Source organism: Catellatospora coxensis (genome assembly GCF_016862635.1).
Taxonomy (GTDB): domain Bacteria; phylum Actinomycetota; class Actinomycetes; order Mycobacteriales; family Micromonosporaceae; genus Catellatospora; species Catellatospora coxensis.
The window spans coordinates 1-12,704 of the sequence record NZ_BONI01000032.1 but is presented as its reverse complement, the minus strand read 5'-3'; the positions used below and the strand labels follow the sequence as shown (position 1 = coordinate 12,704).

Genomic DNA, 12,704 nt, shown 5'->3' with positions numbered 1-12,704 from the left:
CCACGCGCTGTCCCTGGTCACGGCGGTAATCCGGCCACCGGAGACAGGTTCGTGGCAGCATTCCGGCATGAGTGAGTCGCCCCCGACGGAGATCGTCATCGAGCCGGTCGGCTTCGAGCACCTGCGTCAGGTCCTGGACCTGGGCTACCGGGTCTTCGACACGACGGTGAAGCCGTACACCTCCTGGTCGCTGACCGCGGTCGCGGAGCACCTGGACAGCGGCGACAGCGCCTGCTGGGTGGCGCTGGACGGCACGAAGGTGGTCGGGTTCGTGCTGGGCTCGCAGACGTTCGAGCTGCGCGACGACTGGGGCTACCTGGAGTGGATCGCGGTGGACCCGGCGTACCAGGGCAGGGGCATCGCGGGGCGGCTGGTGAACGCGTGCTGCGAGGCGCTGTTCGCGGGCGGGGCCAGCCGGGTGGTGACCGACGTCGAGTCGTCCAACAGCGCGTCGGCCACGCTCATGGCGCGCAACGGTTTCGCCCCGGCGGTGACGGTGACCCTGTTCGTGCGCAGCAGCCAGGCCGACGAGGAACCCGGCCGCGCGGTACGCGGCGTCTCCAAGCGCCCGCTGATCCGCAGCGGCCGCCTGCTGGGTGACCATCGCAATCCGTGATCGCCGTTTCGGGCCGAAAGCCGCTGCGGAGCCTCGCCTCCTGCCCGGAAACGGCGATCACCGCTGTCGGGCGTTCCACATTATGGAACGGATGTACCGTTGGGTGGGAGCGGGGCTTAACGTTCGGTAGACATGTGGCATGAGCGGTAGGGAGCGGGCTGGCATGCGGATTGCGGTCGTGGCAGGGGACGGGATCGGCGCCGAGGTGGTGGCGGAGGGGCTCAAGGTCCTCGACGCGGTGCTGCCGGGTGTGGAGACCACTCCGTACGACCTGGGCGCGGCGCGTTACCACCGGACCGGTGAGGTGTTCCCGGACTCGGTGCGCGACGAGCTGGCCCAGCACGACGCGATCCTGCTCGGCGCGGTCGGCGACCCCAGCGTGCCGCCGGGCGTGCTGGAGCGCGGCCTGCTGCTGAAGCTGCGCTTCGACTTCGACCAGTACGTCAACCTGCGCCCGTCGCGGCTGTGGCCCGGGACCGCCGGTCCGCTGGCGAACGTCAAGCCGGGCGAGATCGACTTCGTGGTGGTGCGCGAGGGCACCGAGGGCCTGTACGCGGGCGCCGGCGGCGGCCTGCACCGGGGCACCCCGGCGGAGATCGCCACCGAGGAGAGCCTGAACACCCGCCACGGCGTGGAGCGGGTCATCCGCGACGCCTTCGCGCGGGCGGCAGGCCGGACCCGGCGCAAGGTCACCATGGTGCACAAGACCAACGTGCTGACCCACGCGGGCGGCCTGTGGGCGCGCACCTTCGCCGAGGTGGCCAAGGAGTTCCCGGACATCGCGACGGAGTACCAGCACGTCGACGCCGCCGCCATGTTCATGGTGACCAACCCGCAGCGCTACGACGTGATCGTCACCGACAACCTGTTCGGCGACATCCTCACCGACATCGCGGCCGCCGTCACCGGCGGCATCGGCCTGGCTGCCAGCGGCTGCATCAACCCGACCCGGGCGTTCCCGTCGATGTTCGAGCCGGTGCACGGCTCCGCTCCGGACATCGCGGGCCAGGGCAAGGCCGACCCCGTGGCGGCGATCCTGTCGGTGGCGCTGTGCCTGGAGCACCTGGGCCACGCGGACGAGGCCCGCAAGATCGAAGAAGCGGTGGCCACCGAGCTCTCCGGGCGCACCGGTGAGCCGATCCGCACCGCCGAGGTCGGCGACCGGGTATCCGTACTCGTAGCATGACCGCAGGGCTCCGGTCCGTGCGGTGACCGGGGTGGATGCGTACAAACTGCCCAGGTCATCGGCCGGGCTGGGGTTGAACGACCGTTAGAGGTAAGTTTTCCCCCAGATCCCCGAACGATGGAGGGCAGCGCGCATGAGTGGCGGTGGCACGATCGACTTCGAGATCCGTCCGAGTTCGCAGCCGGTATCGGCCACGGAGCGCGAGGCGCTGCTGGCCAACCCCGGTTTCGGGCGGGTCTTCACCGATCACATGGTGACCATCCGGTACGCCGAGGGCAAGGGCTGGTACGACGCGCGCGTCGAAGCGCGGGCGCCGATCCCGATGGACCCGGCCACGGCCGTACTGCACTACGCCCAGGAGATCTTCGAGGGCATGAAGGCGTACCGCCGGGCCGACGGCCAGGTGGGCTTCTTCCGCGCTGACGCCAACGCCCGCCGGTTCGCCCAGTCGGCGCACCGCATGTCGATGGCCCCGCTGCCGGAGGAGCTGTTCGTCAGCTCGGTCCGCGAACTGGTCCGCGCCGACCAGGAGTGGATCCCGACGAGCGCCGAGGGCAGCCTCTACCTGCGCCCGTTCCAGTACGCCAGCGAGGTCTTCCTCGGGGTGCGCCCGGCCCGGGAGTACCTGTACTGCGTGATCGCCTCGCCGGTCGGGCCGTACTTCTCGGGCGGGCTCAAGCCGGTCACCATCTGGGTGTCCGACGAGTACACCCGGGCCTCGCCCGGCGGCACCGGCGCGGCCAAGTGCGGCGGCAACTACGCCGCCTCGCTGCTGGCCCAGGCGCAGGCCGCCGAGCACGGCTGCGACCAGGTCGTCTTCCTCGACGCCGTCGAGCGCAAGTACGTCGACGAGCTGGGCGGCATGAACGTCTTCTTCGTCCGCAAGGACGGCTCGATGTTCACGCCCGAGCTGAACGGGTCGATCCTGCCCGGCATCACCCGCGACTCGGTGATCACGCTCGCCCGCGAGCAGGGCCGCCAGGTCGAGGAGCGCCCGGTCACCATCGACGAGTGGCGTGACGGCGCGCGCAGCGGCGAGATCGTGGAGACCTTCGCCTGCGGCACCGCCGCCGTGCTCACCCCGATCGGCACCGTGCGCGGCGCCGACGGCGAGTTCAAGCTCGGCGACGGCGGCACCGGCCCGGTCACCGCCGCCCTGCGCCAGACCCTCGTCGACATCCAGTACGGCCGCGCCGCCGACCCCCACAACTGGACCACCACCCTCTAGCTGAAGTCAAAGGAAGGGCACCTTCTTAACGCTCCGCGTTGTAGAAGGTGCCCTTCTTAACGCCATAGGCCGCCTGAGCTGTGATGTCGCCGCCGGATCCGGGTGGCGGCGCGTGTTCCGCCGGCGCTGCGGGCGCGGGATACGGCGGCGGCCAAAGTGTCCAGGCGCGCCGGTTCGACGGTGCGGCGCTGAACGTGCCCACCAGGCGCGCATAGCAGATCCACAGCGGCTGCGGTGGTTTTCCACAAGCGGTGGTCCGTCCACAGGCGGGCCAGGTCGCGTGGTTGTTCGACGTCGCGGCGACGGCGACCCTGCCGTACATGACCTCCGACTCGACCGCCGTGCTGGACGAGCTGGCGCACCGCCAGCAGCAGCTGCTCACCCGCGCGCAGGTGCTGGCCGCCGGGCACACCGACATGATGATCTACCGTCGGATCCAGACCGGGCGCTGGCAGCGCGTGCTGGCGGGCGTCTACTGCGTGCACGGCGGCACCCTCACCGACGAGCAGCGCCGGGTCGCGGCTGCCCTCTACGCGGGACCGGATGCGCAGATCACCGGGCCCTGCGCGCTGTCCTGGTACGGCTTCCGCGCCCTGCCGCCCGCGCCCGAGGTGAACCTGCTCGTCCCGCACGCGACCCGCTGCCGCTCCAACGGCTTCGCCGTCGTGAAACGAGCCCTGTCCCTGGACAGCCGAGCCCGGCACGGCGAGCACTACCGGGTGGTCAGCCCGGCTCGCGCGGTCGTCGACACCTGTCGTGAGCTGCGCGAGCTGCGTATCGTCCGGGCGGTCATGGCGGAGGCGGTGCAGCGGTTCCGCGTGCCGTTGAAGGGGCTCGACCTGGAGATCCGGCGAGCGGGCCGCAGCCGCACCGCAGTGGTGCGCAAGGTGCTGGCCGAGATCGCCGGCGGTGCGCGCTCGGCGCCGGAGGCGCAGGCCCGTGCCCTGCTCGCGAACCTGCCGGAACTGGGCACGGTGCTGTGGAATCCCCGGCTGGTGCTGAACGACGGCACGCCGCTGCCCACGCCCGACGGTTACCTGCCGGGCGCGGCGCTGGCGATCGAGGTGGATTCGCGGGAGTTCCATCTGAGCCCCGAGGACTGGGCCCGTTCACTGGAGCGGCACAACCTGCTCGGGCGGTACGGCGTCCAGGTGCTGCACTTCACGCCCTCGTTCGTGGCGGGTCGCCCGGAAGAGGTACGCCGGATCGTCGCCGAGGCCGCGACCCGGAGAAGGGGGTTCCGTACCAGCGTGCGCGTGGTGCGGAGTTAACAAGGTGCCCTTCCTCTACGGATACCGATAAGAAGGTGCCCTTCCTTCGATTGGAGCAGGGCTAGCGGGGTGGGCGGTGGGTGCTGGTGGGGCGGGATCCCGAGGGGCGGGAACCGTGCGGGCGGGTGCCCGCGGGTCGGGTGCCTGCCCAGCGGGCTGCCGACGATCGTATGACCCCAAATTGGGACTCGACGTGCGCCAGGTGCCGTTCTACGTTGTCAGGTGCCATGTCGGACCTCCTCGATACCTCACCTAACGACCGCGCTGACGGGCGGTCGCTGCCCGGTGCGCGTCACCGGGCGGGTTCGAGGGGTGGCGGGGCTGCTGCTCAGACGGCTCGGCGCAGGGTCGGGGTGGGCTTGAGGGCGGCCGGCCGGGGCAGGGCCGGCGGGGCGAGCCGGCGGCGCGCGGTGACGGGCAGGTCCAGGAACGCGGCGTCGAGCGCCACCAGCGCCTGCACCAGGGCGGCCTGGAACTCGTCCGGGTCGGGCAGCTGCCAGCCGATGCTCTGCGGAGACACCTTCCAGCGGATCGGCCCGTCGGGCAGCACCGTGGGCGGGGCGGGGATCCACGAGCCGAGCGAGTGGCGCACCACGTCGACCCGGTGGTCCAGTTCCGGGGCGAGCGTGCCGCCCGAGCGCATCAGGAACATCCAGCTGCCGGCGGCGGTGACCGCGACGGGTCCGCGTACACGGCCGGCGGACGTCGCGCGGCCGGGGCCGGTCGGCGGCCCGCACACGGCCTGCGAGCCGAGCAGGGCGGGCACCTCCAGCACGTCGAAGGTGTGGCCGGTGGGCAGCAGCAGCGCGTGCGGGCGCTCGCTCCACCAATCGTCGAACTGCTCGGACCTGGTGCTCGCCCGGGTCTCCCAGTCGTCGTACAGCGGGTGGCTGCTGGTGGCGAAGCAGTTCGTGCGGTCGCAGGCCATGCGCCGGCCGTTGAAGTATCCGCCCGGCATCACCGCCCAGCCGTGCTCGGCGAAACGCTGCGCCGCCAGGCGTAACCGCCGCCGCAACAAGCCTTTGCCGAACGGCGCCTGTGGCCACCGCATGAGTTCGACCCCCTCTTCCGGGTTAAGCGAGCCGATCCAAAAGATCGACATCCGCGAAAGCCGTCACCGACGCGTCGAGCCGTCGTTACATCGACAACAGTCCAGAGCAAACGTCTGAATGCATTGTCCAACTGCAACTTGCATCTGAAGATACGAGTGTCGGACCGGATGTGGGCGCACAGACTGTGCGACTCGGTCAGACCGACCCGATGAGGGGAGGGCTGGAGGATGGACGAGCTGCCGATAGGGCGCCGGGTGTCGTACTGGCGCAACCGCCGCAAGATGTCGCAGCAGGTCTTCGCCGACCGCCTGGGCAAGTCGAAGAGCTGGGTGGACAAGGTGGAGCGCGGCGTGCGCCGGCTCGACAAGTTCTCGGTCGTGTACGAGATCGCCGACGTGCTCCAGCTCGACGTCCAGCTGCTGCTGGGCAAGGACCCGGAGCGCCGCCCCGACAGCATGAACTGCATCGACCAGATCGAGGTCGCCGAGATCCGCTCCGCGCTGGAGCGCTACGACCAGATCAGCGCGTTCTTCTACGCGGCCCCCGAGCCGCCGCCGATCGCGGAGATGCGCAAGGCCGCCCTGCACGCCTGGCAGACCTGGGAGCACGGCCGCTACGGCGTGCTCGCCCGCGCGCTGCCCAAGCTGCTGCGCGACGCCCAGGCCGCCGACACGGCGTACGCCCACTCCGACGACTCCCGCGAGGCCGCGCACCTGCTCGGCCAGGTGTACCAGCTGGCCTCCTCGGTGCTGCGCAAGCTCGGTGAGCTGGACCTGAGCTGGCTGGCCGCGGACCGCTCCATCGCCGTGTCGCAGCGGGCCGGCGATCAGCTGCTCGCCGGGGTGGCCACCACCCGGGTCGCGAACGCGCTGCGGGCGCTGGGCCGGCACCGGGCCGCTCTCGAAGTCAACGTCAACATCGCCAACCGGCTCTGCCCGACCCCGGGCGAGACCGCCGACGACCAGCTCTCGGTGTACGGCTTCCTGCTGCTGCAGGGCGCGATGGCCGCCTCCTGCATCGGCGACAGCGCGACCATGCGCGACCTGCTGACCGCGGCCCAGGACGCCGCGGCCGGGCTCGGCGGCGACAAGAACCACTACTGGACCAGCTTCGGCCCGACCAACGTGCTGGTGCACCGGGCCGCCGCCGCGGTCGAGCTGGGCGAGGGCGGGCTGGCCATCGCCATCCACGACGGGCTGGACCCGGGCGCGTTCAACGCGATGCTGCCGGAGCGCCGCGCCCACCACTACCTCGACATGGCGCGCGGCTTCGCCCAGGTCGGCGACGTCGAGCGGGCGGGCGAGATGCTGCTGGAGGGCGACCTGCTGGCGCCCGCCGAGATCCGCTGCCGGCCGATCGCGCACGAGGTGCTCAGCGACGTGCTGCGGCGCACCCGCGGTACGCCCACCGCCGCGTTGGCCGAGCTGGCCGAACAGATGGGAGTGGGCGTGTGAGCGGGCCCGCGGTGCACGGCCGTGCCGTGAGCGGCCGGTGCGGGCCGTCGTGCGCCGGCGGTTCGCCGGGCATGGCAAGGTGACGGCATGAGCGACCAGCCGCGGCCGGGCGGCCGCCCGGTGCTGTACGTCATCGCCTGCGGCTCGCCGGTGACCCGTGATGTCGGGCTGCTGGTCGGGCTCGCGCAGGAGCGGGGATACGACGTCTGCGTCGTGGTCACGCCGGACGGGCGCAAGTTCGTCGACGTGCCCGCGCTCGCGGCGGCGACCGGGCACCCGGTGCGCAGCACCTACAAGAACCCCGGTGATCCCGACGTGCTCCCGTCGCCGGACGTGCTGGTCGTGGCCCCGGCGACGGTGAACACCGTGAACAAGTGGGGTGCCGGCATCGCGGACACGCTCGCCCTGGGGCTGATCGTGGAGAGCCAGGGCAAGGGGCTGCCGATCGTGGCGATGCCGTTCACCAACGCGGCGATGGCCCGGCACCCGGCGTTCCAGGAGAACATCGTGCGGCTGCGCGGCTGGGGCATCACCGTGCTGTACGGCGACGACGTGCTGAAACTGCCCGCCCCCGGCGAGGGCGACGCGTACCGCCACGAGTTCCCGTGGGCGCTGGCCCTGGACGCGGCGGAGAAGCTCTGCCCGCCGGGAGCCTGACGCCGCCCGCGCCACGCGGCAGCGCACCCGCTGCGCAGTAGTCTGTCCGGGTGACCTGGACTGTCGCGTCTTTCACCGCACTGCTGGAGACCGAGTTCCCGCCGCGGTGGGCGGAGCCGTGGGACCGCGTCGGCCTGGTCGCGGGGCGTCCCGAGCAGCCGGTGACCCGCGTGCTGGCGGTGGTGGACGTGCTGCCGAGCACGGTCGCCGAGGCGCTCGACACCGGCGCGGACCTGATCATCGCCCACCATCCGCTGCTGCTCGGCGGCGTGTCGTCGGTGGCGGCCACGACCTACCAGGGCCGGATCATCCACGACCTGATCGGCGACGGCGTGGCGCTGTACGTCGCGCACACCAACGCCGACGTGGCGAAGCCCGGTGTCAGCGACGCGCTCGCCGACGCGCTCGGCCTGCTGGACACCCGCCCGCTGCGCCCCACCGAGGAGGGCCGCGGCTTCGGCCGGGTGGGCCGCCTGCCCGCGCCGCTGACCCTGGGCGAGTTCGCGCACCTCGCGGCCGCGGCGCTGCCGGTCGCGAGCTGGGGCGTACGCGTCTCCGGTGACCCGGCCCGGCCGGTCTCCACCGTGGCGGTCTGCGGCGGCTCCGGCGACGAGTTCATCCCCGACGCGGTCGCCGCCGGCGTGGACGTCTACCTGACCGGGGACCTCAAACACCACCGGGTCGCCGACCTGCGGGCCTCGGGCGGCCCGGCGCTGGTCGACGCGGGGCACTACGCCACCGAGCGGCCCTGGCTGACACCCCTGGCCGCCTGGCTGCGTACGGCGACCGGACTTGAGACCATCGTCTCCGACACGACCACCGACCCGTTCGGGTTCCACGCCTGCGCGACACTTGACCCGGTCGCCTGAACGTGGCCTTTGACAACTGGACAACCGCGAGAGAAGGAGTGCCGACGTGAAGGCCGACCCGAAGGACCAGCAGCGGTTGCTCGACCTGCAGGCGATCGACACCACGCTGCAGCAGCTGGCGCACCGGCGCAAGAACCTGCCGGAGTTCGCCGAGCTGGACGTGCTCGGCAAGGCGATCGGCCGGCTGGAGGACGAACGGGCCCGCGCCGAGGTCGACGTCGACGACCTGGACCGCGACATCGCCCGGCTGGAGCGCGAGGTCGACACCGTACGCCAGCGCCGGGCCAAGGACCAGCAGCGCCTCGACGACGGCCGGCTGCCCGCGCGGGAGCTGACCGCGCTGGAGCACGAGATCGGCTCGCTCACCCGGCGGCAGTCGGAGCTGGAGGACGCCGAGCTGGAGCTGATGGAGAAGCGCGAGACGGCGCAGGGCGCGCTCGACGCCGTCGACGAGAAGATCTCCGTCGCCCGGGAGAAGCGCATCGCCGCCGAGACCCGCCGGGACGAGTCCATCGCGGAGCTCACCAAGGAGGCGGAGTGGAAGCAGACCGCCCGCCGCCCGCTGGCCGCCGACCTGCCCGCCGAGCTGGTGCAGCTGTACGACAAGATCCGTGAGTCGTCGGGCGGGCTCGGCGCGGCCCTGGTGCAGCACGGCCGCTGCGGCGGCTGCCGCCTGGAGCTGTTCGGAGCGGACCGCAACCGGGTCAAGACCGCCGCCCCGGACGAGGTCGTGCGCTGCGAGGAGTGCCGCCGCATCATGGTCCGCACCGCGGAGTCCGGCCTGTGAGCATCGGGAAGGTCATCGTCGAGGCCGACGGCGGCGCGCGCGGCAACCCCGGCCCGGCCGGGTACGGCGCGGTCGTGCGCGACCCGGCCAGCGGCGAGGTGCTCGCCGAACGGGCCGCCGCACTCGGCGTGACCACCAACAACGTCGCCGAGTACCGGGGGCTCATCGCCGGGCTGCAGGCCGCCGCCGAGCTGGGCGCGTCGCAGGTCGAGGCGCGCATGGACTCCAAGCTGGTGGTCGAGCAGATGTCCGGCCGCTGGCAGATCAAGCACCCGGGGCTGCGCCCGCTGGCCGCCGAGGTGGCCACGCTGGTGCGCAAGTTCGACCAGGTGACGTACACGTGGATCCCGCGCGAGCGCAACCGTGCCGCCGACGCCCTGGCCAACGCGGCCATGGACGCGGCCAAGGGCGGGGCCGCCACGGGCATCCTGGACGGCGAGACCGCCTTCGGGATCGTCACCGCGTGGGACGCCGACGCCTTCCCGATCGTCGCGGACTCCGCGGAGCCGGCCGCCGGGTCTGCCGCCGGGTCCGGCCGCAAGGCCGAGACCGCCGCGACGGGGCGGCCGCGCGAGGACTGGGCGCCGCGTACGGCCCCGGCGACCCGGCTGGTGCTGGTCCGGCACGGCGAGACCGAGCTGACCGCGCAGAAGCGCTACTCCGGGCGCGGCGACGTGCCGCTGTCGGCGGTGGGGGAGGAGCAGGCGGCGGCCGCCGGACGGCGGGTGGCCGGGCTGCGCCCCGACCGGGTGGTCAGCTCGCCGCTGAGCCGGTGCAAGGCCACGGCGGCGGCGATCGCGTCGGCCGCGGGCGGCATCCCGGTGAGCGTGGAGGCCGACCTCATCGAGTGCGACTTCGGCGTGTGGGAGGGCCTGACCTTCGGCGACGTACGCGAGCAGTACCCGGCCGAGCTGGACGCCTGGCTGGCCTCGACGTCGGTCGCCCCGCCGAAGGGCGAGTCGTTCCAGCAGGTGGCCAAGCGGGTGCGCGGGGTCATGGGCAAGCTGCAGAAGGCGTACGAGGGGCAGACGGTCGTCATCGTGTCGCACGTGTCGCCGATCAAGCTGATCCTGCGCGACGCGCTCGCGGCGGGCGACGCCTTCCTGTACCGGCTGCTGCTGGACCCGGCCGGCGTCTCGATCGTCGACGTGTGGCCCGACGGCGGCGTCTCGGTCCGCTCCGTCAACGACACCGCACACCTGCAGGCCGGCGCCTGACAGCCGTTAAGAAGGGCACCTGCTACAACGCGGAGCGTTGTGCAGGTGCCCTTCCTTTGTTCTAGGCGAGGGTGAAGCGGACCAGACGCTTGGTGGGGTCGGCCTGGGTGAGGCGGACGGTGATCTGGTCGCCGGCGGTGAGCTGGCCGTCGCAGCGGGCGCGGACGGCGGGCTCGGTGAGGGCGACGGTGCCGCCGGGCTTGCCGTGGTTGGTGTCGAGCACCGTCGCCGGGAAGGTCTCGCCGACGCGGCCGGCCAGGATGGTGGCCTCGACCAGGTCGATCGCGCCGCGTTCCGCCGCGGACGAGACGCGGTCGGTGCCGGACATGACGGCGGGCAGCTCGGGCAGGGCCGCGGCGGCCCAGGCGGGCACCTCGCGGCCGTCGTGCAGGGCCAGGCACACCTCGGTGACGTACCGGTCGGCCAGGCGCCGCAGCGGAGCCGTGACGTGGGCGTACGCCGCCGCGACGGCGCTGTGCTCCGGCTGCTCCGGCACCTGCCCGGCGAACGGCGTGTACCCGGCTCCGCGCAGCAGTTCCGCGGCCTCGTCGACGAACGCGGCGTCCTTGGGCCGAGCCGGGTCCAGCCCCGCGAGCACCTGGCCCACGGTCATGTCCGCGGGCCAGTCCACGCCCAGGCCCTTCGCCGCGATCCGCAGCCGGGCCACCGCCTCCGGATCCGGGGCGGGCATGGTGCGCAGCAGGCCGATCCGCCCCGCCAGCATGATGTCCGCGGCCGCGCGGCCGGTCAGCAGCGAGATCTGGGCGTTCCACTCTTCGGCGGGCAGTGGCGCGCGCAGGCGCAGCTGCCAACCCGCGCCGTCCGGCTCGATCTCCTGCTCGGGCATGGGCAGGTTGATCGCGCCCCGCTCCAGGCCGCGCGCGGTCAGCAGCCGGCCCAGCTCCGGCAGCAGCGCGATCGGCTCGGCGAGCACGCCTTTGTCCACATCGGCCTGCACACCCTCGTAGGCGAGTTTGGCCCGGCTGCGCACCCGCGCCCGCTCCAAACGTACGCCGACCGTGTCGCCGTCGGCGGAGACGTCGATCGTCCACACCACCGCGGCCCGGTCCACGCCGGGCAGCAGGCTGACCGCGCCCTCGCTGAGCACCGGCGGGTGCAGCGGCACCTTGCCGTCGGGCAGGTACACCGTCTGCCCGCGCCGCCAGGTCTCGGCCTCCAGCGGGCTGTCCGGGGCGACGTACGACGCGACGTCGGCGATGGCGTAGTGCACCCGGTAGCCGCCGTCGCGGCGGAACAGGCACACGGCCTGGTCGAGGTCGCGCGAGCCGGGCGGGTCGATGGTGACGAAGGGCAGCTCGGTGCGGTCGGCGTCGGGCAGCTTCACCTCGGCGGCCGCCGCCTCGGCCTGCGCCTGCGCGGCGGGCGGGAAGCCGTCGGGCAGGTCCAGCTCGAGACGCAGTGCGGTGAAGTCGATGGCCTCGGCGTGCAGTCGGCGGTATGCCATTGGTCATTCTTACCAGGTGCCCGCGCGCCGCGGCCCCGCCCGTACGGGCGGTACCGGCGACTCGGTGCCATCCGCAGGTCACGCTGTGGATGACACCGATCAGGGCCACGCTGCCCCGCTAACGCACGGCCTTCCTGGCCATCTTCTTCATCGCCGTCTTGCGCATGGTCGTCTTGCGGGCCGGGGCGGTCTTCGCCATGGCCTTGCGGGCCGGTGCGGTCTTGCGGGCGGTGGTCGCCTTCTTCATCGGCGTCACCCTCTTGACGGCCATGGCCTTCTTCGCCGTGGTCCGGCCGGTGGCGGTCCTGCGTACCCCCGCGGTGATCTTCTTCGCTCCGGTCGCCTTGCGGGCGGCCGTCGTCTTCTTCGCCGCCGTCGTGGTCTTCCTGGCGGTGGTCGTCTTCCGGGCCGTGGTCGTCTTCCGCGCCGCGGTGGCGCTCTTGCGCGCCGGCGAGGTCTTCTTCGCGGTCGTGGTCTTGCGGACCGCGGTGGTCTTGCGGGCCGTCGCCTTGCGGGCGGGCGCGGTCTTCTTCGCGACCGTCGTCTTCTTCGCCGCGGTCGTCTTTCTGGCAGGCGACGCCTTCTTGGCGGTCGTCTTGCGCGCCGCGGTGGTCTTCTTCGCGGCGGCCGTCTTCCGCACCGTGGCGGTGATGCTCCGGACGCCGGTGCTGCGGGCCGCCGCGGTGGTCTTCTTGGCGGTCGCCTTCTTCGCGGTGCTCTTGCGCGCGGCGGTGGTCTTCTTGGCGGCCGTCGTCTTCTTGGCGGCGGTGGTCTTCTTCGCCGCCGCGGTGGTCTTCTTGGCGGTGGCCTTCTTGGCCGGGGACGTCTTCTTCGCCGCGGTGGTCTTCTTCGCGGTGGTCGTCTTCCGGGCCGGCGCGGCCTTCTTCATCGGGGTCGTCTTC

At 72.5% G+C, this 12,704-nt stretch carries 13 protein-coding genes; 9 read left to right on the top strand and 4 right to left on the bottom strand.

Annotated elements, in window-relative coordinates:
• The first annotated feature begins 67 nt into the window (after positions 1-67).
• The 3 genes from Cco03nite_RS19510 (at position 68) to Cco03nite_RS19500 (ending at position 3,030) form a co-directional block, all read left to right on the top strand.
• The gene (locus Cco03nite_RS19510; protein WP_203693576.1) at positions 68-616 is read left to right on the top strand and encodes a GNAT family N-acetyltransferase; all 549 of its coding nucleotides are present in this window, start codon (positions 68-70) and stop codon (positions 614-616) included.
• A 163-nt stretch (positions 617-779) separates the two neighbouring features.
• On the top strand, positions 780-1,802 hold the full coding sequence (locus Cco03nite_RS19505; RefSeq protein ID WP_203693575.1) for a 3-isopropylmalate dehydrogenase: 1,023 nt from the start codon (positions 780-782) through the stop codon (positions 1,800-1,802).
• A gap of 133 nt (positions 1,803-1,935) precedes the next feature.
• Positions 1,936-3,030, top strand: coding sequence for a branched-chain amino acid aminotransferase (locus tag Cco03nite_RS19500; protein ID WP_203693574.1), 1,095 nt, complete (start codon positions 1,936-1,938; stop codon positions 3,028-3,030).
• A gap of 25 nt (positions 3,031-3,055) precedes the next feature.
• On the opposite strand, the gene Cco03nite_RS19495 is transcribed toward Cco03nite_RS19500, so the two are convergent.
• Positions 3,056-3,352, bottom strand: coding sequence for a hypothetical protein (locus tag Cco03nite_RS19495; RefSeq protein ID WP_203693573.1), 297 nt, complete (start codon positions 3,350-3,352; stop codon positions 3,056-3,058).
• Between Cco03nite_RS19495 and Cco03nite_RS19490 the strand changes: the two genes are divergently transcribed.
• A complete protein-coding gene (locus tag Cco03nite_RS19490; RefSeq protein ID WP_203693572.1) occupies positions 3,351-4,301 on the top strand; it encodes a type IV toxin-antitoxin system AbiEi family antitoxin domain-containing protein in 951 nt (316 codons plus the stop codon). The genes Cco03nite_RS19495 and Cco03nite_RS19490 overlap by 2 nt on opposite strands.
• A gap of 328 nt (positions 4,302-4,629) precedes the next feature.
• Here Cco03nite_RS19490 and Cco03nite_RS19485 read toward each other — a convergent pair whose 3' ends face one another.
• Positions 4,630-5,352 carry a bifunctional DNA primase/polymerase gene (locus Cco03nite_RS19485; protein ID WP_203693571.1) on the bottom strand — a complete coding sequence of 241 codons (723 nt, stop codon included), beginning with the start codon at positions 5,350-5,352 and terminating at the stop codon, positions 4,630-4,632.
• A gap of 228 nt (positions 5,353-5,580) precedes the next feature.
• Here Cco03nite_RS19485 and Cco03nite_RS19480 point away from each other — a divergent pair, with 228 nt between their 5' ends.
• The 5 genes from Cco03nite_RS19480 (at position 5,581) to Cco03nite_RS19460 (ending at position 10,337) form a co-directional block, all read left to right on the top strand.
• The gene (locus Cco03nite_RS19480) at positions 5,581-6,807 is read left to right on the top strand and encodes a helix-turn-helix domain-containing protein (RefSeq protein WP_203693570.1); all 1,227 of its coding nucleotides are present in this window, start codon (positions 5,581-5,583) and stop codon (positions 6,805-6,807) included.
• An 87-nt stretch (positions 6,808-6,894) separates the two neighbouring features.
• The gene (locus Cco03nite_RS19475) at positions 6,895-7,464 is read left to right on the top strand and encodes a flavoprotein (protein ID WP_203693569.1); all 570 of its coding nucleotides are present in this window, start codon (positions 6,895-6,897) and stop codon (positions 7,462-7,464) included.
• 50 nt (positions 7,465-7,514) lie between these two features.
• A complete protein-coding gene (locus Cco03nite_RS19470; RefSeq protein WP_203693568.1) occupies positions 7,515-8,333 on the top strand; it encodes a Nif3-like dinuclear metal center hexameric protein in 819 nt (272 codons plus the stop codon).
• Positions 8,334-8,379: 46 nt separating this feature from the next.
• A complete protein-coding gene (locus tag Cco03nite_RS19465) occupies positions 8,380-9,120 on the top strand; it encodes a zinc ribbon domain-containing protein (RefSeq protein WP_203693567.1) in 741 nt (246 codons plus the stop codon).
• Positions 9,117-10,337 carry a bifunctional RNase H/acid phosphatase gene (locus tag Cco03nite_RS19460; RefSeq protein WP_203693566.1) on the top strand — a complete coding sequence of 407 codons (1,221 nt, stop codon included), beginning with the start codon at positions 9,117-9,119 and terminating at the stop codon, positions 10,335-10,337. Before Cco03nite_RS19465 ends, Cco03nite_RS19460 begins: the two co-directional genes overlap by 4 nt.
• Positions 10,338-10,398: 61 nt before the next feature.
• On the opposite strand, the gene Cco03nite_RS19455 is transcribed toward Cco03nite_RS19460, so the two are convergent.
• Both Cco03nite_RS19455 and Cco03nite_RS19450 read right to left on the bottom strand, forming a co-directional pair.
• Complete coding sequence (locus Cco03nite_RS19455) at positions 10,399-11,802, bottom strand: RNB domain-containing ribonuclease (RefSeq protein ID WP_203693565.1); 1,404 nt, start codon at positions 11,800-11,802, stop codon at positions 10,399-10,401.
• A gap of 118 nt (positions 11,803-11,920) precedes the next feature.
• On the bottom strand, positions 11,921-12,704 hold a 784-nt coding region (locus tag Cco03nite_RS19450; RefSeq protein WP_239167492.1), incomplete at its 5' end, for a hypothetical protein.

What these genes read in the sequence shown, in the direction of transcription:
- Cco03nite_RS19485 (WP_203693571.1), bottom strand. Translation starts at nt 5,352, where the DNA reads ATGCGGTGGCCACAGGCGCCGTTCGGCAAAGGCTTGTTGCGGCGGCGG.
- Cco03nite_RS19495 (WP_203693573.1), bottom strand. Translation starts at nt 3,352, where the DNA reads ATGTACGGCAGGGTCGCCGTCGCCGCGACGTCGAACAACCACGCGACC.
- Cco03nite_RS19510 (WP_203693576.1), top strand. Translation starts at nt 68, where the DNA reads ATGAGTGAGTCGCCCCCGACGGAGATCGTCATCGAGCCGGTCGGCTTC.
- Cco03nite_RS19480 (WP_203693570.1), top strand. Translation starts at nt 5,581, where the DNA reads ATGGACGAGCTGCCGATAGGGCGCCGGGTGTCGTACTGGCGCAACCGC.
- Cco03nite_RS19490 (WP_203693572.1), top strand. Translation starts at nt 3,351, where the DNA reads ATGACCTCCGACTCGACCGCCGTGCTGGACGAGCTGGCGCACCGCCAG.
- Cco03nite_RS19455 (WP_203693565.1), bottom strand. Translation starts at nt 11,802, where the DNA reads ATGGCATACCGCCGACTGCACGCCGAGGCCATCGACTTCACCGCACTG.
- Cco03nite_RS19500 (WP_203693574.1), top strand. Translation starts at nt 1,936, where the DNA reads ATGAGTGGCGGTGGCACGATCGACTTCGAGATCCGTCCGAGTTCGCAG.
- Cco03nite_RS19475 (WP_203693569.1), top strand. Translation starts at nt 6,895, where the DNA reads ATGAGCGACCAGCCGCGGCCGGGCGGCCGCCCGGTGCTGTACGTCATC.
- Cco03nite_RS19505 (WP_203693575.1), top strand. Translation starts at nt 780, where the DNA reads ATGCGGATTGCGGTCGTGGCAGGGGACGGGATCGGCGCCGAGGTGGTG.